The organism is Marinobacter sp. S0848L (genome assembly GCF_023016065.1).
Lineage (GTDB): Bacteria > Pseudomonadota > Gammaproteobacteria > Pseudomonadales > Oleiphilaceae > Marinobacter.
This window is the reverse complement of sequence record NZ_JALKAQ010000003.1, coordinates 233,676-254,881: the sequence shown is the minus strand read 5'-3', so window position 1 is coordinate 254,881 and position 21,206 is coordinate 233,676. Positions and strand designations below refer to the sequence as shown.

Genomic DNA, 21,206 nt, shown 5'->3' with positions numbered 1-21,206 from the left:
GCCTTCTCCTTTTACTTAGAAACTCCCTGCTCTTTACTGACCAGATAATCAACAACCTTCAGTACGTTTTCGTGACCTCGGGCCATGGTTGCTGTTACCACGTACTTCCCGTTAACCAGCATAGTCGGAGTCCCGGTAACTTGCGCACCCATAATTTTGGTTTGGGCCTGACGTACCCGAGAGCGAACCGCGAAGCTGTTGTAGGCTTCCACAAAGGCTTCAGCATCAACGCCGTGGTCCGCGACAAAATCAGCGAGCGCTTCCGCCGAGTTCAGTGGACGACGCTCAACGGCCAAGGCTTCGAACAACGCATCGTGCACTTTATCCAGCTCACCCATGGATTCCAGCGCATAGAACGCGAAAGCGTGTGGCGCCCAGCTCTCGCCAAGCACAGCCGGCAGGCGAACATAGTTCACGTAATCTGGTGCTTTTTCTGCCCACGCTTCTGACAATGGCTTGAAGTTGTAACAGTGCGGACAGCCATACCAGAACACTTCAGCCACCTCGACGCCGCTGTCGGCCGCGGTGCTGACCGGTGTACTCAAAGTGCGATAATGCACACCGTTTTTCCATGTATCGGCACTGGCGACGCCACTGACAGCCAGCGCTGCAGCCATGGTTACTATCAGGCTAAGGGTTCTGATCATGAAACTCTCCGAGCATTAAGGTTTTGAGTGGTTCTATTCAGGACGTTTGATTATGACCTAGCAACGCTAAAAAGTTCCACCGAGCGTCGCCGCAAATAATTACAGAAGGTTAAGGGCTTTCCCTACCCTAAAAACAAAAACCCCGCCGGAGCGGGGTTTTCTGATCTGACGGCGCTGATGAAATCAGTGCAAACCAGATACGTAGTTGGCAACCGCTTCGATTTCAGCGTCGGTCAACTTGGACGCTACATCCGCCATGATGCCGGCGTTTGACGTGGTGGCACGCGTGCCACCGCGGTACGCCTTAAGCTGCTTGGCAATGTACTCGGCATTTTGACCACCCAAAGCCGGGTAACCCGCAGGCTCATTACCTTTACCACTTGGGTTGTGACACCCTGCGCAGGCCGGTACGCCAGAAGCCATGTTGCCGCCACGGAAGATGGCTTGCCCTTGAGCGATGAGCTCTTCGTCATCGTTGGCCTGGTTAACCACCAGTTCCTGCTTATTGAAGTAGGCAGCCAGATCTTTCAGATCTTGATCTGACATAGCCGTCAGCAAGCCGGTCATCTCAGGGATCGAGCGGTCACCCGATTTGATATCCACAAGCTGGGTGTACAGATACTTCTCACCCAACCCCGTCAGCTTCGGGTAGCTCGCCATCATCGGCTTACCGCCACCCTGGCCGTGACAGGCAGCACACACTGCTGCTTTTTGTTCACCCGCTGCCGGATCTCCTGCCCCGTGAGCCATGGTTGTCAAGCTAACTCCGAGAACCACTCCTGCGATCAGTCTTTTCATGCCCGCTCCGCTTCTCTCATCTTAGAATCTTGAAAGTATTCTGGTTATTCGCCGGATGGCCCTTTTGGATCAGGCTCAAAACCGGGACTGACAGCGGAACGCGCAGCGTGCCGCCGGAATTTGGTGTAGCATTATACATTAATCGTCGATAACTGAAATCCAAAGGAACAGCAACCGTCGTGGACCCTGACCTGACTCAAAAAAGCGTCTCATTCAACAGCGCCCGATTTTTAATCAGCGCTTCCAAACTGGACGAGTGCCCGCCCGATTATGGTGCCGAGGTTGCCTTTGCTGGCCGTTCCAATGCCGGCAAATCCAGCGCCCTCAATGCCATCACCGTCAACGGCAAACTGGCCCGGACCAGTAAAACTCCGGGACGTACCCGGCTGATCAACTTTTTCAGCCTGAACAAAGAAAACATGCACCTGGTGGATTTGCCTGGCTACGGCTACGCCAAAGTCTCCCGAGACATGAAAGATGACTGGCAAAAACACCTCGGACATTACCTGAATGAGCGTCGCTGCCTGCGCGGCCTGGTATTGGTTATGGACATTCGCCACCCGCTGACTGAATTTGACCAGATGATGATCGAATGGTGCGAGCACAATAAGCTGCCACTGATGATCCTCGCCACCAAAGCTGACAAACTAAAGTTTGGTCAGGCCAAAACGGCGATGCTGGGCATTGCGAACAAACTGAAGAAATACGAATACGTGGAACATCTGGTGATGTTCTCCGCCACGTCAAAGTTGGGCCTTGATGAATGCCGGGCGGCACTGACCAATTGGCTGGAAGCGCCTGACGAAACCGAAGCCTGATGGCTACAAAAAAAAGCCGGCCCACGATGAGTAGGCCGGTAAAACGTCAGGGTTTGCGACGTGCTTGCCCCTCATAAGGGGCAGCCTGAGAACTCACTCAGGAACAACAGAAAAGTCCGGTTTTCTGCTGTAATACGTTCGACCGGCGCAGCTCTCAGAAGTTCAATTTCCGCTCAACCTACGCAACATCCGAATCGCGCTGCTCGGGTAAAACCGGTCGATATCTCTCTCTTAACGACATTACCTCATCGCGGTACTCTGGCATCAGGTACGGCATTTCAAGCGTCAACACCTGATAAATACCCTGCTTGAGCGCTGTCAGACTCAGACCCTCATCGCCGGTGCTGGCATGGGCCGTTTTCAGAAATGCCATCCAGTTTGTGACCACCAGCCAGATATTCAACGCCATAACTTCACGCAACTCTTCCGGCTGTTTTTGCACGATGCCCGCTTCCGCCAACTTTTCGAAAATGGTTTTCATGGCGGCCAGACACCGGTTGGTGAAGTCGCGATAATCGCTCCGCAACCGCGGATCGCAATCCAGCAAGTACTCAAGATCCCGATGGAAAAACCGGTAGCTCCACAGGCCGTCAAACACGGACTCGAGATAAAAGGTCATGTCCGCCACGGTCAGTGGCCGGTCCTCTGGAATATCCAGGTAGTAATCCACCAGCTTTTCATATTCCTGGAAGATTTCATAAATGATGTCCGACTTGTTCCGGAAGTGGTAATACAGATTTCCCGGAGATATCGCCAAATGTGCGGCGATATGGTTCGTCGTGGTGTTTCGCTCCCCTCGTTCGTTGAATAGCTCGAGGCTTGCCAACAGGATTTTGTCTCTGGTTTTCATGCTCACGCCGCAGTTTGTTGTTATGTCATAAACGATGGCCCGTTAGGCCACCCAGCATTTCTTGACTGAGTAGAGTATATACTCTAATAATAGCCGTTAGCGCAAATTTCATACACCGAGCGCCAACAACAACCGCTTCCAGCATCTTGACTGGATAGCTCAGGGAGATTGCACCATGGTAGCCACTGTCGTTCAGATGACCGAAAGCAACACGCAGATCCAACACACCCACCGTGTTTTCGATATTCAGAAAAAAGCGTTTCGGAAAAACCCGATGCCCTCTTCGTCTGAGCGCAAAGAGAACCTGAAACGCCTCAAGCGCGCACTGCTGGCTAATCAGGATCGCTTGCTGGAAGCCATAGACCGCGATTTCAGCTGCCGCTCGAAAGACGAATCGCTGATTGCCGAGGTCATGCCGTCCATTCAGGGTATCAACTACACCCTAAAGAATCTCGACAACTGGATGAAGCCTTCCAAGCGCCACGTCTCTGTGCTGTTTCAACCAGCCAGCAATAAAGTACATTACCAACCAAAGGGTGTGGTAGGCGTTATCGTGCCCTGGAACTATCCGCTGTATCTTGCCGTGGGCCCGCTGGTTGCGTCATTGGCCGCAGGAAACCGGACCATGGTCAAAATGTCCGAATTCACTCCGCACACCTCGTCATTGTTTAAAGAAATCATCGAGAGCATGTTCCCGGAGGATTTGGTCGCGGTGGTTACCGGTGAAGCGGATGTTGCCGCCGATTTCTCCCAGCGCCCGTTTGATCACCTGCTGTTCACTGGCTCTACCTCGGTGGGCAAGCTGGTAATGCGTGCCGCGGCCGAAAATCTGACCCCGGTCACTCTGGAACTCGGCGGCAAATCCCCGGCGGTGGTATCACCCGACGTACCCCTGTCCGATGCGACTCAACGCATCGCATTCGGTAAGGCGATAAACGCAGGCCAAACCTGTGTAGCCCCGGATTACGTGCTGTGCCCCGAAGACCGGGTGCAGGCGTTCGTGGACGAGTTCCGCACTCAGGCTTCAACCATGTACCCGAGCCTGCGCGACAACGACGATTACACAGCAATCATTAACGAACGCCAGTACGACCGGTTGCAGAGCTATCTCGAGGACGCTCGCGCAAAAGGCGCCGAGATCATCGAGATCAACCCGGCCAACGAGAACATGAAAGATGGCACCCGCAAGATTCCGCTGACCTTGGTGCTCAACCCCACCGAAGACATGAAGGTCATGCAGGATGAAATCTTCGGGCCGATCCTGCCTATCGTCACCTACTCGGACTTGGACGATGCCATTCACTACATCAACGAGCGCCCTAGCCCACTGGCCCTGTACTTCTTTGGCTACGATAAAGACGAGCAAGCGCACATCATCGATCAGACCCACTCCGGGGGCATGTGCATTAACGACGCCCTGATGCACGTTGCCCAAGATGACTTGCCCTTCGGCGGCGTCGGGGATTCCGGCATGGGCCATTACCACGGCAAGGAAGGCTTCATGACCTTCTCCCATCACCGGGCTATCTTCAGCAAACAGAAATTCAACAGCGGCAAATTCGTTTACGCACCTCACGGCACTGCCGCGCACCGGATGATCTACAAACTGTTCATTCGCTAATAAAGAGCCCAACTGGCACAAGTGCCCGGGACAAATACCCGGCTGCTGTGCCGACTCTGTAAGCCCGACCAATCTCCTCCATCTCCAGCAAAGGTGCCACATGCTCGATCAGCCAATCCACACTGCCGAGAATCCACCTCAACTGAGTCGTCGAAGCTTCCTGAAAACCGGCGTGGGCGGCGCTTTGTTCCTGGGAACCGTCAGTATGACCGCAGGCCTGACGGGCTGCGCCACTGCACCCGCAGGCCGGATCAGCCCAGTCAAAAGCCGGATGGATGCCAGCTACCAATTCCAGTTTTTAAGCAAAGACGATATCGCTCTGTTCGAAGCCTTGTTACCCGCCCTGTTTGCCGGAGCCTTGCCCGAAGAACCCAACAAACGCCAGTTCGAGATTGCCGCCACCATCGAGCGAATTGATCAGGGCATCGTCCAGTTCGGCGCACCTAATCAAAAAGAGCTACGCAAGCTCTTCGACCTGCTGAACTTCGCTCCTACGCGCATCACACTGGCCAGAGTCTGGTCCGACTGGCCATCCGTCAGCACCAAAGAAGCCGATGCCTTCCTGAAACGCTGGCGCAATAGCCGACTCGGCTTGCTGAACAACGGCTACATCGCGTTGAGCAAAATCGCCAACGTTGCTTTCTACGGCCACCAAAATCAGTGGCATCTGACCGGTTACCCCGGGCCACCCGCCTGGATGGTTGAAGCCTTACCGCAATTCAAAAACGCCTGATGACCCCGGAAAACGGAGAGCACTATGTCCATGAATGATCCCATCGCCCGGGGCCTGGCTTCCGGCTGGAACGTTGTCGATGCCAGCAAGCTGACGGAAAACCAAACTGCAGAAGCTGACGTTGTCGTGATCGGCACTGGCGCGGGTGGCGGCACCACCGCCGAAATCCTGTCCAAGCAAGGCTTTTCGGTAATATTGGTCGAAGAGGGGGGCCTGTATTACCAGAAAGACTTCAAGATGGACGAACAAACCGCCTACGCCACGCTCTACCAGGAAGGCATGAGCCGCACCACCGCCGACGGCGCCATATCCATTCTGCAAGGCCGCTGCGTGGGAGGCTCGACCACCGTGAACTGGACCAGCAGTTTCCGCACACCCGAGCAAACGCTGAACTACTGGAGCGAAACCTTCGGGCTGGAAGGACTGGCCCCGGATGTCATGGCGCCTTGGTTCGACGGGCGAGAAGAACGCCACACTATGGCCCCCTGGCTAACACAGCCCAACCAGAACAACAGCATCTTACGGGACGGTTGCGAAGCACTCGGGTACTCCTGGCAAACCATCCCCCGCAACGTCAACGGCTGCTGGAATTCGGGCTACTGCGGGGTAGGCTGCCCGACCAATGCCAAACAAGGCGCCCTGATGACCACCATTCCGGGCGCACTCGACAACCAAGCCCAAATGTTCCACGGCTTGCGTGCCGAACGACTGGTCATGAAACAAGACCGCATCGACCACCTGCAAGCCACCGCCATGGGCTCAGACGGCGTCACACCCTCGGGCGTGACCGTTACCCTGAAGGCCAAACACTTCGTGGTAGCCGCCAGCGCCATTGGCTCGCCCGGACTCCTGCTGCGCTCAGAGCTGCCCGACCCCTACGACCGCGTGGGCAAACGCTCATTCATCCACCCGGTCAGCGCCACCGTCGCCCGCATGCCGGCCAAAGTAGACCCGTTCTACGGCGCACCGCAGTCTATTTACTCCGATGAATTCAACTTCAAAAATGGCCACGACGGCCCGGTAGGCTACAAACTCGAAGTGCCACCACTGCACCCAGGCATGGCCGCCGGCGTTGTCCCTGGCCACGGCCAACAACAGCGCGACAACCTCGGCCAACTGCCTTGGCTGCAATCGGTCATTGCCCTGCTCCGGGACGGCTTCCACCCCGAAAGCCCCGGCGGCACCGTCAGCCTGCGTGACGACGGCAGCCCCGTACTCGATTACCCCATCACCGACTACTTATGGGATGGCATCCGCCAGTCCTACCTGGACATGGCCGAAATCCAATTCGCCGCGGGCGCAGAAGCCGTGCAAGCCATCCACATGGATGCAGCCTGGCACACCACTTGGAAAGAAACCAAAACCGCCATCAAAGAACTCCCGATGAAACCACACCGTGCCCGTATCTTCACCGCGCACCAAATGGGCGGCTGCGGTATGGGCAGCAACCCGGAGGAATCGGTAGTCAACGGCTTCGGTGAACACCACCACGTGGCCAACCTGAGCATCCACGATGCCTCCATCTTCCCCACTAGCATCGGCGCAAACCCGCAACTGTCGGTTTACGCATTGGCGGCAAGAAACAGCGTCAGACTGGCGCAGAAGCTGGCAGCGAAAAGCTGAGATCAAAAAAACATTGGATTGTGATCGGGGAGACGAGCACCCAAGCTGGGAGCGCCGGCCTGAAGAACCTTCCCGGGAATGTTGAGGGCCAAGGACGGCCCGAAACAAGCGCACATGGATGTGCTCGTAGCGGTTCCCGGGAAGGTTCTTCTGGTTGGCGCATGCTCCGCAGGCAGGTTCCCCCTCTCCTTCCGGTGCGGATCAAAAGCACAGGACTACAGCCCGAAAACCAATACTGATATGCTACCAAGCATAAAAACCAAGGAGCTGTGCATGCCAAAAGTAATCTACCCAGGCACCTTTGACCCCATCACTAACGGCCACACCGACCTCATTGAACGGGCCGGCCGCATGTTTGATGAAATCGTCGTCGCCGTCGCCTACAACCCCAAAAAACAGCCTCTGCTAAACCTGGACGAGCGCTGCGAACTGGTCAGAAAAGCCACTGCACACGTTCCCAACGTCACCGTCACCGGCTTCAGCAACCTACTGGCAGAATTCGTACGGGAACAAAACGCCAGCGTTATCCTGCGTGGCCTGCGGGCCGTATCCGACTTCGAGTACGAATTTCAGCTTGCTGACATGAACCGCCGACTGGCACCGGAAGTTGAAAGCGTATTCCTGACGCCATCCAACCACCTGTCCTACATCTCCTCCACCCTGATTCGGGAAATTGCCTCCCTGGGCGGCGATGTATCAGAGTTCGTGGATCCTGCGGTTGCGGAAGCACTGAAGCAGAAATTCAGCCAAGCCTGATTCTGCAAAGAAAAGAAAGGAAAAGCACCACCGGCCAGCGGTGGTGCCAAAACCGACTTAAAGCAGCGGCGGCAGCGGAATCTGAACGCCGTTAATATCCAGCACCAAATCTTCCATCTGGCCCTTCATCACCAACTCATCACCGTCGCGAACCAACAACCCCTGCTTGATCAATGGCGACAACTGCATGCGCACCGCCGGGTATTGCTCAGCCAGCGCCAACGGCACTGTCACATCCACCGAACCGACCAAACGCTGCATCACCATCAGCATATTGGCCCGCTCATCTTCCGACAGTTCAGGGTGTGAAACATCCAGAGAACCCTGAATCTCGCCCTCTGGCGTAGCCAGACTCAACTCCCGAACACCGACGGAAAAGCCGTTGGCCGCCAACCCTCGCACGGCTTCGTTGAACCGCTGCATTACTGCCATTTGCTGCTGATACGTCGAACGCGGATCGGCCCCCGCATTCATTGCCAGCAACTGCATATCCGTCATGGCCGAACTGAACTCGTTCCAGCTCGCAACATCCAAATGATCAACCGACACCGCCACCCGATGCGGGCCATATTCGGCATCCTCGATGCTGACAGAGTCCACCGCCAACACCGCCTCTGAATCAAGCGTCTGACCGCTGTTGCTGGCTTCACTACGGGTTTCAAAAGAAACATTGCTGACCGATACCGCGGGAAGTTCCGCGCTATCAACCACCAGAGCCCCCAGCGACATCGTGCCCGTACCGGTCCAGACATCACCGCTCAGCAGCGCCATGCTCTGTTCGACGTGCAGATCCTGAAGTTTTACTTCAGCCCGGGGGCCCAGCATGCTCAACTCCGGCCACACCACCAACACCTCAGCCTGCTCACCCATACGGCAAACTTCGACCCGGGCAAAGCCGCCACTGGCACTGACCGATTCGGGCCTGTCAGGTTGTTCAAACGACACCGGCGGAGCCTGAAACTCGACAACGGCGGCCCCCCAAAGCCGGGTTTCCAAAGTCAGGCTTGGCTCTTCATCTTCCAACCATCGGGTACCCTCATGCTGCCAGCCACCCTTCGGACTGAAAGCCAACAAACTTCCGGTTACGCCATGGGAAATGGCTACTTTGAACCCGATCTGGTCCGTTTCGCCGGTTTTCGGATCCATCAACGCCAGTGTGCCGCTGGCCTCGGCACTGAACACGCCCCGCTCGTAGCGATCGGTTTCTAATCGAACAAACGGCTGCGACTGGTTCACCTCCTCGGTTGCCTCCAGCCATTGCTGCTCCGTCACGTAACCCACGGCCCAAGGTGCCACACCCGCAACCAGCAATACGGCTGAGCCAATCATCGTCCATTTATTCAATTTCAATGTATCTTCCCTTTGTCGCACAAGGCGTTGTGAGTTACTGTTCGTTGCCTGAACGCTATGAGCCGGGTTTGCCCGTCAGCCGCTCCAGCAACACCAGCTGCGCTGCCACTCGCGGTTCGCCTTCGGCAGGCTGGTTCTGGATGTAACTGCCGTCGGGCTGCAACATCCATGACTGGCAATTGTCGGCAAGGTAAGCGTCCAGATCTTCCTGCAAGCGCGCGATCAACGCGGGCTCTTCAATCGGAAACGCCACTTCGATGCGGCTCAGCATGTTACGTTCCATACCATCGGCACTGGCACAATAGACATCCGGCTTGCCCTGATTCTCGAAGTAGTAAATACGCGTGTGTTCCAGAAAACGCCCGACAATAGAGCGCACCCGAATGTTATCCGACAGCCCCGGCACCCCGGGACGCAGACAGCAAATGCCGCGGATAATCAGATCAATCTGCACCCCCGCTTGCGAGGCTCGATAGAGAGCTTTGATCAGTTGCGCGTCGGTCAGCGCATTAAACTTGAAAATAATGCGGCCATTTTTACCGTAACCGGCTTCCCGCTCAATGAGGCTGATCAGACGTTTGTGCATGGAAAACGGCGCATGGAACAGCTTTTTGATCTTCAGCGCCTTGCCCATACCGGTCAATTGCTGAAACAGCTTATTCACATCATCCCCGATGGATTCATCACAGGTCATGAAGCTGTAATCGGTGTATAAACGCGCGTTTCCGGCATGATAGTTGCCCGTACCGAGATGCACATAGCGGGACAACTTGCCCTCTTCCCGGCGTACAATCAGCAACATCTTGGCGTGGGTTTTGTAACCCACCACCCCGTACACCACGATAACACCCGCCTCCTGCAACCGGCTGGCCAGCTCAAGGTTTTCCGCTTCACTGAAGCGCGCCCGCAGTTCAATCACCGCGGTCACTTCTTTGCCGCGACGGGCTGCATCAGCCAGCGCTTCGACAATTTCCGAACCCGTACCGGCCCGGTAGAGCGTCTGCCGGATAGCCAATACCTGAGGGTCTTTCGCCGCCTGGCGCAACAAATCCACAACCGAACTGAAGTTCTCGAACGGATGCGATAACAGAATCGGACGTTTGCGAATCGCATCGAACATCGATTCCTTACTGCGTATCTGCCGGGGAATGGCCGGGGAAAAACTGGAATAGGTCAGGTCCGGGCGCTCAACCAAACCGCTCACGGCCAACAGCCGGGTCAGGTTCACCGGCCCATTTACGCGGTAGAGGTCTCTTTCGCCGAGGCCAAACTCTCGCAGCAGGAAGTGCACCAGCTCTTCCGGACAGTTATCGGCCACCTCCAAACGCACACCGTCACCAAATCGGCGGCTCAGCAATTCACCCCGAAGTGCAGAGGCCAGATCTTCCAGATCGTCTTCCAGTTCCAGATCTGCGTTGCGGGTCAGGCGGAACTGGTAGCAGCCTTTCACTTCCATGCCTGGGAACAGCTCGTCGGCGTGGGCGTGAATCATCGATGACAAGAACACCAAGTTCTCGCCACCCTCACAAACCTCGTCTGGCAGGCGCACCAAACGCGGCAACGAGCGGGGGGCCGGCAAAATTGCCATTCCGGTTTCACGACCAAATGCGTCTTTGCCATCCAGCTCGACAATAAAGTTCAGGCTCTTGTTAACCAGGCGTGGAAACGGGTGCGAAGGGTCCAACCCGATCGGGCTGACCACCGGCAGGATTTCATCATCGAAGTAGTTTCGGACCCACTCAGCTTGCGCCGGTGTCCATTCCCGACGACGAATAAAGTGGATGTTTTCCTTTTCCAGCTCCGGAAACAGCACGTTATTGAGAATGTCGTACTGCTCTTCAATATACTCATGAGCGACACGACTGATTTCGGCCAACGCCTGCTCGGGCTGAATGCCATCAGCACCAACGGTTTCCCGCCCATACTTTAATTGTTCACGCAGGCCGGCAACCCGGATTTCGAAAAACTCATCCAGGTTGCTACTGAAAATACAGCAAAAAATCAGCCGGTTAATCAGCGGATGCGCCGGGTCCATGGCTTGCTTTAGCACCCGGTAATTAAACTGGAGCTGGCTCAACTCCCGGTTAAACCAGTTCTCACTAGCGTCCAGATTGACCTGTTCACCAACCGGCGGAACCTCAACCGGAGCGGGCACACTCAAGTCATCGCTTGTGACTGATTTTGCTTTTGTTATTTCAGTTGTCATCGCTCTTTGCTTCCCTATCAGACGCGAACGGCCTGCTTGTGCGTTACGATCGCTGACGATCTCTCATCAATCTGGCGGCACGCACAGCGAAATAGGTGAGAATGCCATCAGCACCTGCACGGCGCATCGCCATCAGGCTTTCCATCATCACCGCGTCGCCATCAAGCCAGCCATTTTGCGCAGCGGCCATGTGCATGGCGTACTCACCACTCACCTGATACACGAACGTCGGCACCTGAAGCTCGGTTTTGACCCGATGCACGATATCCAGATACGGCATGCCCGGCTTGATCATCACCATGTCGGCACCTTCCGCCAGATCCATAGCCACCTCGTGAATGGCTTCGTCGCTGTTTGCGGGGTCCATCTGGTAAGTCGATTTATTGCTTTTACCGAGATTGCCCGCAGAACCGACGGCGTCCCGGAACGGCCCGTAATAACTGGACGCGTACTTGGCAGAATAGGCCAGGATGCGGGTATTTACGCAGCCTTCAGACTCCAGCGCGTCGCGAATCGCCGCGACCCGGCCGTCCATCATGTCTGACGGAGCCACCACATCAGCACCGGCATCCGCATGGGATAGAGCCTGATTAACCAAGGCTTCAACGGTCACGTCGTTCAGCACATAGCCGTCGTTATCAATGATGCCGTCCTGGCCGTGGGTGGTGAATGGGTCCAGTGCCACATCGGTAATAACACCCAACTCAGGATGCACCGCTTTCAGAGCCCGTACCGCGCGCTGCGCCAACCCATCGGAATCCCAAGCGCCGGACCCGGACAGGTTTTTAAACTCGGCGGGCACCACCGGGAACAAGGCGATCGCCGGAATCCCCAGCTCCACCAGTTCGGCGGCCTGCTCAACCAGCAAATCGATGCTCAGACGCTCGACACCCGGCATGGATGGCACGGCTTCCCGCTGGTTCTCGCCCTCCAATACAAACACCGGATAGATAAGATTGTCCGGTGTCAGCTGGTTTTCGCGGACCATACGGCGGGAGAAATCACTGGCGCGATTACGACGTAGACGGGTAAAGGGAAAGCTTCGACCGGAAAGCGGCTGGTGCGGCTTTGACACAGGTAACCTCCTGAACATGAACCGTGGGAAGAGCCCCCATCATACACCTCAGAGGCGCTTTGGTGCAGGCCCGCGGTCATGTGCGTCATTGCGGGGGAGACAACGAAATGGGAATTCGGGCGGCTAGCCGAACACCGCCCGAATCGAAGCGCTTTAGAGCGTACGATTGTTGAAGCCCGCATCCACCTTGCGAGAAGCATTCGACTTCAATGTCGAATCAACCTCTTCAATTTTGCCTCCACATTGCAAAAAGGCTTCGATGTCCGCCTGCAACTGTGCCCGTACCCGAGCCCGGCTCGCCACCGAATGATTGTCATCGCCTTCCCCGACCCAACTTCCGGATTGATCCAAACTGCCTTCGTCGAATTCACTCATGCTTTTTCTCCATCAACGAAAACTCCGCCAACCGCGCTCTGAAGGCGCGCTGGCAGGCAAAACTACCTCGACGAACGCCCCATTAAGACCTCGTCTTGGCGTCTTTATAATCCGCTTTTATTAAACGCGCTATTTGCGTCTTCATTCTTTTTTGTAACATTTTGTAATTTATATTAACTTATTGATTTTATAGCCCATAATTAAGAACCATCTAAGCTGTCATTGATTGACACAAAGAATGAACAGTGATTCACTACTTAGGAAGGCAGCATGGCCTATCGTGAAACCGACAAAATGCGCCAGCGAAAAGCCGAGGCACGCCAAAACATTCTTAAATGTACGGCTCAATGCGTCGCCGAGAACGGCTTTCGCAGCGCTCGAATCACAACGATTGCCAGTTTGGCGGGCGTCGCAACCGGCACCATCTACCGCCATTTCGAGTCTCGGGAAGAGTTGTTTGCCGAAATTTTTCGGCTGGCTACACAACGTGAAGTCGACAAAGTGGCCGAAGCATTGGCCGTAGAAGGCAATGCCGTTCAGCGTCTGAACCACGCCCTGCATCACTTCGCCAGACGCGCGCTGAAAGGGCCGACGCAAGCCTGGGCATTGATTGCTGAACCCGTCGATCCAAAGGTTGAAGAGGAACGGCTGTTATACAGAAAGGCTTACGCCAACCTATTCGAGAAAATCATTCAGGAAGGCATAGCAGACGGCTCCATACCCGACCAAGATGCCCGAGTAACAAGCACTTGTCTGGTAGGTGCCATATCGGAATCACTTGTCGGACCGCTGTCACCGGCACAGACAGCCTCTTTGCCAACAACAAAAACTGATCAAGAAGCGCTGATCAACACCATCGTTCGCTACTGCGTAAGGGGGTTGACCGGCACCAGGAGCTAACTATGAGCAAGCCGCTAGACACCGCCCGCGATCACAACACCGACGCGCCTCAAACCGATCGCTATCTGGCCGCAACCCACGAGGTGATCAACCAGCCGAAAGCGCTGGCGGATTACAACCTGTTCGAACAAGACATTGCCCTGCGTGAAGCCGTATTACGCGAAGGGGCCGGCCACGCCAGCGAAAGCCTGACCCACTTTGGCGCCTGGGCCGGAAAAGCCGACACCATCGAACTGGGCCATCAGGCCAACCACAACAAACCCAGCTTCCGCACCCATGACCGCTACGGTCACCGAATCGACGAAGTCACCTTTCACCCGGCTTATCACCAATTGATGACCGCCGCGCTGGAAAACGGGCTACACAGCTCCCCATGGGCAAACCCGGGACAGGGCGCCCACGTAGCCCGGGCCGCTAAATACTACATGCACTCCCAGGTAGAAGCCGCCCATTGCTGCCCAATCACCATGACCTTCGCCGCTATCCCGTCGATCCGCAAACAACCGGAACTGGCGAAGCTTTGGGAACAAAAAATCCTGACCAACGCCTACGACGGCCGCAACCTGCCAGACAGCGAAAAAACAGCCGTCACCATCGGCATGGCGATGACCGAAAAACAAGGCGGCAGCGACGTACGCGCCAACACCACCCGCGCCTATCCAATCGGTGCCGAAGGCCCCGGCCAAGCCTACGAACTGGTGGGCCACAAATGGTTCGTCTCCGCCCCCATGTGCGACGCCTTCCTGGTACTGGCGCAAACCACCAACGGTTTGTCCTGCTTCCTGATGCCCCGCTGGCGCCCCGACCGCAGCAAAAACCCGTGGCAGATCCAGCAACTGAAAAACAAAATGGGCAACGTCGCCAACGCCTCCAGCGAAGTTGAACTGCGCGGCGCCATGGCCTGGATGGTCGGCGAAGAAGGCCGCGGCGTACCCACCATCATCGAAATGGTCGCCATGACCCGCTTCGACTGCATGATCGGAAGCTCCGCCGGCATGCGCCAGGCCGTCGCCCAAGCCGCGCACCACTGCCACAACCGCAGCGCCTTCGGTGCCCGCCTGAGCGACCAGCCCTTAATGCAAAACGTACTGGCCGACCTGACCATCGAAAACGAAGCCGCCCTCGCCTACACCATGCGAGTCGCACGGGCCTTGGACAACCAGAACAACGAACACGAACGCCTACTGGCCCGCCTGGCCACCCCCGTCGGCAAATACTGGATCTGCAAGCGCACCCCCAACCACGCCTACGAAGCCATGGAATGCATCGGCGGCAGCGGCGTGATGGAAGACTGCATCATGCCCCGACTGTTCCGGGAATCCCCCGTCAACGCCATCTGGGAAGGCAGCGGCAACGTCCAATGCCTGGACACCCTGCGCGCCATCCAAAAAGAACCCGAAACCCTCGACGTCTTCTTCAAAGAAGCCGCCGAAGCCAAAGGCACCGACCGCCGCTTCGACCAATTCCTGGCCCAACTGCAAGCCGACTTCTCCGACATCAGCGACTTCCAGTACCGCGCCAGAAACCTCGTCGACCGCCTTGCCCTAGCCATGCAGGCATCCGTACTGCTGCGTTTCGGCAACCAACACGTAGCCGACGCCTTCTGCGCCTCCCGCCTGCAAAACAACGGCGGCATGAACTACGGCAACCTGCCTTCCGGCACCAACGCCGCGGCTATTATCAAACGAGCAACGCCTATAGTAGGCTAGGGGGAAATTAGAGGAGTTTTCGTCCGGCCTCATAAATTCTGCTTGCCACGAGGACTCCCCCTCAAAGTTTGAGAACCGACGGGGAAGAGCTTTCCAAAAATGTGCGGAGCCAAGGATGGCGTAGCAGAAGCGCCACATGGATGTGCCGCAGGAGCGGTTTTTGGAAAGCTCTTCCCCGGCGGTTCCTGCACCGCAGAACGGAATAAGCATGCCTGACTCCCTAAGAAAACTACTCAAAGAAGGCAAAACGCCACAACAACAGCCACACACCATCACCCCCCATGTAGGCCTGCTAACCCTGCACTTCCAGCTGTACGGCTGCGAAGACCTGAAAGCCAAACGCAAAGCCTTCACCCCCATGAAAGCCATCTGGGGCAAAGAGCCCGATCTCGCGGTCAGCGAAACCGCCGACCACGACGCCATCGACTGCGCCACCTGGACCATCGCCGCCCTAGGCGACTCCGCGCAACAAATCACCCAACGCCTCGACCAAGTCGAAAAAGACATCCAGGACCGCATAGACGCCGCCATACTCGACATCCACCGAGAAATACTCTGAACCCAAACCAACAAGGCTAAAGTCCAACCCCCCAAGGCATGGCATCAACGCAAATCAAGCCTTATACTACGGCTCCTCAGGGACATATGACCTAGTACCAGACAGGTCTGCAGTACATGTTGCCAGGCCACGCCTGGCCCCTCATCCGCAGGGTTTCCGGAACCAACCCTCGGATAATCACTGAAAGTGTGTGGCTCTATGACCGGAAACAAAAAATCCGCCCAAGCCTCAGTAGAGGCCATGTATCGCGTATTTACGGTGCCAGAAGCGCCGGAATCCACGCTGAGCCGCATAGACCAAAACATCTCCCGAAACCTCGCCGGCTTCCTTCAAGAACACATTGTCGCCGTCGAACGGGACCTGTCTGACGTCGAAAAGAACTTCGCCGATTCGGCCATCCCGGAAAAACCCGTATTCGTTTCCGAGCAAGCCCAATTCCTGCTCGACAAACTGGTTGCCAACTCCGTACACACCGCATCCCCGGCCTTCATTGGACACATGACCTCGGCACTGCCCTACTTCATGCTGCCGCTGTCCAAAATCATGATTGCCCTGAACCAGAACCTGGTCAAAACCGAAACCTCCAAAGCGTTCACACCCATGGAGCGCCAGGTACTGGGAATGATCCACCGGCTGGTGTACGACCAGGACGGCTCCTTCTACCGGAAATGGATGCACAGCCCCCGGCACTCTCTGGGTGCCATGTGCTCTGGCGGCACCGTCGCCAACCTGACCGCCCTCTGGGTTGCCCGCAACCGCGCCTTCCCGGCCGAAGGCAGCTTCCGGGGCCTACACGAAGAAGGGCTGTTCAGAGCACTGAAATACTACGGCTACGAAGGCGCGGCTATCGTCGTGTCAAAGCGCGGGCACTACTCCCTGCGCAAAGCCGCCGATGTCCTGGGCCTGGGCCGCGATGCACTGGTTGCTGTCGAAACCGACGAAAACAACCGCATCCAGACCGACGCCCTGCGCGACAAATGCCTTGAACTGCAAAGGCAGAAAATCAAAGTCATGGCAATCTGTGGCGTTGCCGGCACCACCGAAACCGGCAGTGTTGACCCCCTCGACGCCATGTCGGATATCGCCCGCGAGTTCGGTGCACACTTTCACGTGGATGCCGCCTGGGGCGGGCCTACTCTATTCTCCCGCACCTACCGCGGCCTATTACGCGGCATCGAAAAAGCCGACTCGGTCACCTTCGATGCCCACAAACAGCTATACGTACCGATGGGCGTGGGCCTGGTGGTATTCAAAGACCCCAGCCTCGCCAGCGCGGTCGAGCATCACGCGCAATACATTATTCGAAAAGGTTCCCGCGACCTGGGCAGCACGACGCTCGAAGGCTCACGCCCGGGCATGTCCATGCTGATCCATTCCGGCCTGAAGATTCTGGCCCGCGAAGGCTATGAAATCCTGATCGATCAGGGCATCGAAAAAGCCAAGCTGTTCGCAAACATGATCACCAACGAACCGGACTTCGAACTGGTCACCGAGCCCGAACTGAACATCCTGACCTATCGTTATTGCCCGGATATCGTGCAGGAGGCTCTGGCAGTAGCCGACGAGCTGCAGGCCGAAAAAATGAACAGCTGCCTGAACCGCATCACCAAGTTCATCCAGAAAACTCAACGGGAACACGGTAAAGCCTTCGTATCCCGGACCCGACTGGAACCCGCGCGCTACTACCATTTTCCCTGCATAGTGTTCCGGGTAGTACTGGCCAACCCATTGACCACACCCGAAATTTTGGAAGACATTCTCAAAGAACAAAAGGAACTGTCGAGCTCAGAAGGTATTGCCGACGAGATCGACATTCTGCACCAAATGGCAAATGCCGTGCTGAAGCCGGCTCAAGCTCAAATCAGATGAAGCATTAAAACGAAAAGCTGTCAGGAACGGTACCTGACAGCCTTTTCCGGGCGAACCGGGGCGGGGAATCAGTACAGCGCGTCTTCGTCATCCAGCACTTCGTGCAGGATCTCCAGAAACATCTTATCCGCATCGCTCCAGGCTTCCGGTATACGGATGGTCGTATTGGCGCTGATCTCGCGCGCGATCAGGTCATCAGCATCGGCCTGACCTTTGTATTTGCGGGCGATATCGACCGACTTAACCGCAATCGTCGGATCGCTCAGAACCTTCTTGATGAAAACTCTCAGCTCTCCAATCATCTTCGCCTGATGACTTTCAACAGATGAACTCATTCCTAACTCCCGAAAGTAGATGGCTGCGGAGTAAACCGTCCCCACAAACGTACCGCCTATAGTATGGCTAAAGCGCGGGGCACTAACCAGCCCCGCAGGCCATCAGATCATCATGCCCCGCAGCGCAAAAAACAGGAAGGCGGCCATCAGCGCAGAAGCCGGCACCGTAATGATCCACGCCGCCGCAATGCGGGTTAGATGAGAACGCTTGACCATTTCTTCTTTGTAGATCTTCTTCAGGCGCTTACGCTCGGACTTGGACAAGGGCACCTGCTGTTTTTTCTTTTTCGCGCGCTTCAGCAAGCTCTCCATCTCTTCGAGCGTGGCATTGCGGAAGTCGTCCAAAAAGGGCTTCAAACGCTCTTGGTCCTCAGGCTCATGGGCTTCAATGATTTTGTGCAGCTGGGTCGCGTAATTGGATTTCAAATACTCCCGAAGGAAGCCCACCCCAAAGACACCACCAATGGCGATGTGTGTCGAGCTAACGGGCAGCCCCAGCTGGGAGGCCAGAATTACCGTCAAAGCAGCAGACAAAGCGATACAGAAGGCACGGGTCTTATCCAGCTCGGTAATCTCGCTACCCACGGTTTTGATCAGGCGCGGGCCAAACAACATCAAACCGACCGCAAGCCCGAGGGCGCCGACCAACATAACCCAAAGCGGGATACTCGCCGAGGTGACCACTCCGCCACCGGCCTGGATGGCATCGTTAATGGCCGCCAGCGGGCCAATCGCATTGGCCACGTCGTTGGCCCCGTGGGCAAAGCTGAGCAAGGCAGCCGCGCAAATCAGCGGCCAGGTGAACAAGGTGTTCACACCATCGGTGCTGTTTTCCATGGTCGCAGCACGGCGGCTCACCAGATTACGCATGGCGAAGAAGACCGCAGCGGCCACCGCCAAGCCGATCAAGGACGCATCAACAATGTCGACCTTGACGATTTTCTTAACGCCTTTGACCATCAGATAGGTGGTGAAGGCCCACGCCATAATCGATACCAGCCAGGGCACGAAGGTGCGCGCTGATGACACCAGATTCTGACGATATAGAACGGTTTTATTAATGGCGTACAAGAACAGCGCTGCCAGCAGACCGCCCAAGACCGGCGAAATAACCCAGCTCGCGGCAATTTTGCCCATCACCGCCCAATCCGCGATCTGCCAGCCGCCCGCCGCAATGCCCGCACCCAGCACGCCACCAACAATCGAATGAGTGGTGGATACCGGTGCGCCCATCCAGGTGGCCAGATTCAACCAAAGAGCGCCCGCCAGCAGCGCCGCGGTCATCAGCCAAACGAAAGCGCGGGGGTCGTCCAGGGTTGTCGGATCAATGATGCCGCCTTTGATCGTTGAAACCACATCACCGCCGGCGATGAGGGCACCCGCTGCTTCGAACAACGCCGCCAGAATAACGGCTGCGCCTAATGACAACGCCCCGGAGCCAACTGCGGGCCCCACATTGTTTGCCACATCGTTGGCACCAATATTGATGGCCATGTAGCCACCGATCACGGCTGCGGCCATCAATAACATGCCATTAGGAAGGTCGTGGGCGAACGAGCCAACCACCAACCAAACACCAAGCAGAAAGAGCAAACTCAAGCCCACGCGATACCGTTCGGTCGTCGGGCTGCTAAGAAGGGTATCCAGATAACCGCTGGAACGTGCCATAAGCGCTATGCTCTCTTTAACCATTATGGGTTTGACAGATCACCGGGCGCGCACTATAAAATTTTTGCTGCAAAAATGAAACAAAAGTGCGATTCCGGTCATCCTTCACATTGTAGTCAAGTTACACTCCAATCTTCAGTTCTTTTGGCGCATACTGGCCGAAAATGTGTCAATAAGTACAACACAAATGTATGAAGATCTAACACTTAGCCAAGCGCTCTCGACAGAACATGAAGAGCAACAGGTTTCTCGCCTACTGACCGGTGTGTCAGTGATGGCTTTGTTGTTTTTATTCGGCATCGGCGCCAAAGCCTGGTACTCCGACAACACCACCCATGGCGTTATACTCTGGCTTTTCAGCGTACCCATTGTCCTGAACATGATTTGGTTCGCTCGCACCGGCAACCGCGACACCCAAAAAGCAGGCCTGCTCACCTTTGTTGCCATTTTAATGTCGTATCTCATTGCCACCGGCGGTGAAAGCAGTACCGGTCCGCTCTGGTTTTATGCCTTGCCACCGTTACTGTTTTTTCTAACCAGCCTTAAAGCCGGTACCGCCATCCTGTTGTTCTGCTATCTCGCCGCGCTGATCGTCTTCCAGTTTCCGGACCTCCCCGGCATCACCGCAAGGTACAACACAGACTTCAAAATTCGCTTTTTCGCTACCCTCACCTTTGAATCCATTTTTTGTTTTGTCCTTGAAGCAACACGCCAGTCCGCGCGAAATAAACTGGTCAGATACGCACAGGCTCACGAGCATGCCGCCCGTACCGATGAGTTGACCGGTTTAGCCAACCGGCGGGAAATGCTGAACCGGCTTGCCGTCGAATTTTCACGTTACCAAAGAGCCGGGCATCATTTTTCCATCGTTCTGATTGATCTGGATTTTTTCAAACAGGTCAACGACAACCACGGCCACGACGCCGGTGACAAAGTACTCCAGCGTTTTTCAGAAGTGACCCAAAGCGTCATTCGGCAAACCGATGTGGCGGCCCGTTGGGGCGGCGAGGAGTTCATGCTGCTATTGCCGGACACCACCCTGCTGCAAGCGCTTGCTTTGGCCGAACGACTGAGATCCAAGATAGCAAGCACCGCGTTTACCCATAACGAAACCACGGTGCCGGTCACTCTCAGCGCTGGTGTGTGTTCGATTTCCAACGCAGCCTCCATCAACGAACTGCTCAAGCAGGCCGACGTGCACCTTTATTCTGCCAAGAAGGGTGGCAGAAACAGAATATCGCCTCGCGTTCGTAGCCAAGAGAGCGTGCAAGCCTCCACGACTTGAGTGCATTCTTCACCACCGCTATGATCTCG

General features: G+C 56.0%; 19 protein-coding genes. 10 read left to right on the top strand and 9 right to left on the bottom strand.

Annotation, left to right across the window (positions count from 1 at the left end):
- Positions 1–11: 11 nt before the first annotated feature.
- Both MWU64_RS06220 and MWU64_RS06215 read right to left on the bottom strand, forming a co-directional pair.
- Entirely contained in the window at positions 12–647 is a 636-nt protein-coding gene (locus tag MWU64_RS06220) for a thiol:disulfide interchange protein DsbA/DsbL (protein WP_247062606.1), read from the bottom strand.
- 183 nt (positions 648–830) lie between these two features.
- A complete protein-coding gene (locus MWU64_RS06215) occupies positions 831–1,445 on the bottom strand; it encodes a c-type cytochrome (RefSeq protein ID WP_247062604.1) in 615 nt (204 codons plus the stop codon).
- Positions 1,446–1,624: 179 nt separating this feature from the next.
- Between MWU64_RS06215 and yihA the strand changes: the two genes are divergently transcribed.
- On the top strand, positions 1,625–2,263 hold the full coding sequence (gene yihA, locus MWU64_RS06210) for a ribosome biogenesis GTP-binding protein YihA/YsxC (protein ID WP_247062602.1): 639 nt from the start codon (positions 1,625–1,627) through the stop codon (positions 2,261–2,263).
- Between the two features lie 178 nt (positions 2,264–2,441).
- Here the strand turns inward: yihA and MWU64_RS06205 are convergent, their stop codons facing one another.
- Positions 2,442–3,113 carry a TetR/AcrR family transcriptional regulator gene (locus MWU64_RS06205; RefSeq protein ID WP_247062599.1) on the bottom strand — a complete coding sequence of 224 codons (672 nt, stop codon included), beginning with the start codon at positions 3,111–3,113 and terminating at the stop codon, positions 2,442–2,444.
- 175 nt (positions 3,114–3,288) lie between these two features.
- On the opposite strand from MWU64_RS06205, the gene MWU64_RS06200 reads away from it, so the two are divergent.
- The 4 genes from MWU64_RS06200 to coaD all read left to right on the top strand — a co-directional run bounded on the left by MWU64_RS06200 (position 3,289) and on the right by coaD (position 7,846).
- The gene (locus MWU64_RS06200; RefSeq protein WP_247062597.1) at positions 3,289–4,734 is read left to right on the top strand and encodes a coniferyl aldehyde dehydrogenase; all 1,446 of its coding nucleotides are present in this window, start codon (positions 3,289–3,291) and stop codon (positions 4,732–4,734) included.
- A gap of 100 nt (positions 4,735–4,834) precedes the next feature.
- Entirely contained in the window at positions 4,835–5,467 is a 633-nt protein-coding gene (locus MWU64_RS06195) for a hypothetical protein (protein ID WP_247062596.1), read from the top strand.
- A gap of 24 nt (positions 5,468–5,491) precedes the next feature.
- The gene (locus MWU64_RS06190; RefSeq protein ID WP_247062595.1) at positions 5,492–7,090 is read left to right on the top strand and encodes a GMC family oxidoreductase; all 1,599 of its coding nucleotides are present in this window, start codon (positions 5,492–5,494) and stop codon (positions 7,088–7,090) included.
- Positions 7,091–7,363: 273 nt separating this feature from the next.
- Positions 7,364–7,846, top strand: coding sequence for a pantetheine-phosphate adenylyltransferase (coaD, locus tag MWU64_RS06185; protein WP_247062594.1), 483 nt, complete (start codon positions 7,364–7,366; stop codon positions 7,844–7,846).
- A 57-nt stretch (positions 7,847–7,903) separates the two neighbouring features.
- Here coaD and MWU64_RS06180 read toward each other — a convergent pair whose 3' ends face one another.
- The 4 genes from MWU64_RS06180 to MWU64_RS06165 form a co-directional block, all read right to left on the bottom strand.
- The gene (locus tag MWU64_RS06180; RefSeq protein WP_247062593.1) at positions 7,904–9,196 is read right to left on the bottom strand and encodes a DUF945 family protein; all 1,293 of its coding nucleotides are present in this window, start codon (positions 9,194–9,196) and stop codon (positions 7,904–7,906) included.
- A gap of 55 nt (positions 9,197–9,251) precedes the next feature.
- Positions 9,252–11,402, bottom strand: a complete 2,151-nt coding sequence (gene ppk1, locus MWU64_RS06175) for a polyphosphate kinase 1 (protein ID WP_247062592.1) — start codon at positions 11,400–11,402, stop codon at positions 9,252–9,254.
- Positions 11,403–11,445: 43 nt separating this feature from the next.
- Positions 11,446–12,495: a porphobilinogen synthase gene (hemB, locus tag MWU64_RS06170; protein ID WP_247062591.1), complete on the bottom strand. Its 1,050-nt coding sequence runs from the start codon at positions 12,493–12,495 to the stop codon at positions 11,446–11,448.
- Between the two features lie 135 nt (positions 12,496–12,630).
- Positions 12,631–12,852, bottom strand: a complete 222-nt coding sequence (locus tag MWU64_RS06165) for a hypothetical protein (protein ID WP_247062589.1) — start codon at positions 12,850–12,852, stop codon at positions 12,631–12,633.
- A 270-nt stretch (positions 12,853–13,122) separates the two neighbouring features.
- Between MWU64_RS06165 and MWU64_RS06160 the strand changes: the two genes are divergently transcribed.
- The 4 genes from MWU64_RS06160 (at position 13,123) to panP (ending at position 17,889) form a co-directional block, all read left to right on the top strand.
- The gene (locus MWU64_RS06160) at positions 13,123–13,752 is read left to right on the top strand and encodes a TetR/AcrR family transcriptional regulator (RefSeq protein ID WP_247062587.1); all 630 of its coding nucleotides are present in this window, start codon (positions 13,123–13,125) and stop codon (positions 13,750–13,752) included.
- A 2-nt stretch (positions 13,753–13,754) separates the two neighbouring features.
- Complete coding sequence (locus MWU64_RS06155; RefSeq protein ID WP_247062585.1) at positions 13,755–15,461, top strand: isovaleryl-CoA dehydrogenase; 1,707 nt, start codon at positions 13,755–13,757, stop codon at positions 15,459–15,461.
- A 208-nt stretch (positions 15,462–15,669) separates the two neighbouring features.
- The gene (locus MWU64_RS06150) at positions 15,670–16,020 is read left to right on the top strand and encodes a DUF503 domain-containing protein (protein WP_247062583.1); all 351 of its coding nucleotides are present in this window, start codon (positions 15,670–15,672) and stop codon (positions 16,018–16,020) included.
- 198 nt (positions 16,021–16,218) lie between these two features.
- Positions 16,219–17,889 (top strand): pyridoxal-dependent aspartate 1-decarboxylase PanP, encoded by a 1,671-nt coding sequence (panP, locus tag MWU64_RS06145; protein ID WP_247062581.1) that lies wholly within the window; start codon positions 16,219–16,221, stop codon positions 17,887–17,889.
- Positions 17,890–17,957: 68 nt separating this feature from the next.
- On the opposite strand, the gene MWU64_RS06140 is transcribed toward panP, so the two are convergent.
- Together MWU64_RS06140 and MWU64_RS06135 are read right to left on the bottom strand one after the other, a co-directional pair.
- Positions 17,958–18,224 carry a hypothetical protein gene (locus tag MWU64_RS06140; RefSeq protein ID WP_247062576.1) on the bottom strand — a complete coding sequence of 89 codons (267 nt, stop codon included), beginning with the start codon at positions 18,222–18,224 and terminating at the stop codon, positions 17,958–17,960.
- Positions 18,225–18,326: 102 nt separating this feature from the next.
- Complete coding sequence (locus tag MWU64_RS06135) at positions 18,327–19,892, bottom strand: inorganic phosphate transporter (protein WP_247062566.1); 1,566 nt, start codon at positions 19,890–19,892, stop codon at positions 18,327–18,329.
- A 187-nt stretch (positions 19,893–20,079) separates the two neighbouring features.
- On the opposite strand from MWU64_RS06135, the gene MWU64_RS06130 reads away from it, so the two are divergent.
- Positions 20,080–21,177 carry a sensor domain-containing diguanylate cyclase gene (locus tag MWU64_RS06130; RefSeq protein WP_247062564.1) on the top strand — a complete coding sequence of 366 codons (1,098 nt, stop codon included), beginning with the start codon at positions 20,080–20,082 and terminating at the stop codon, positions 21,175–21,177.
- The last annotated feature ends 29 nt before the right edge of the window (positions 21,178–21,206 follow it).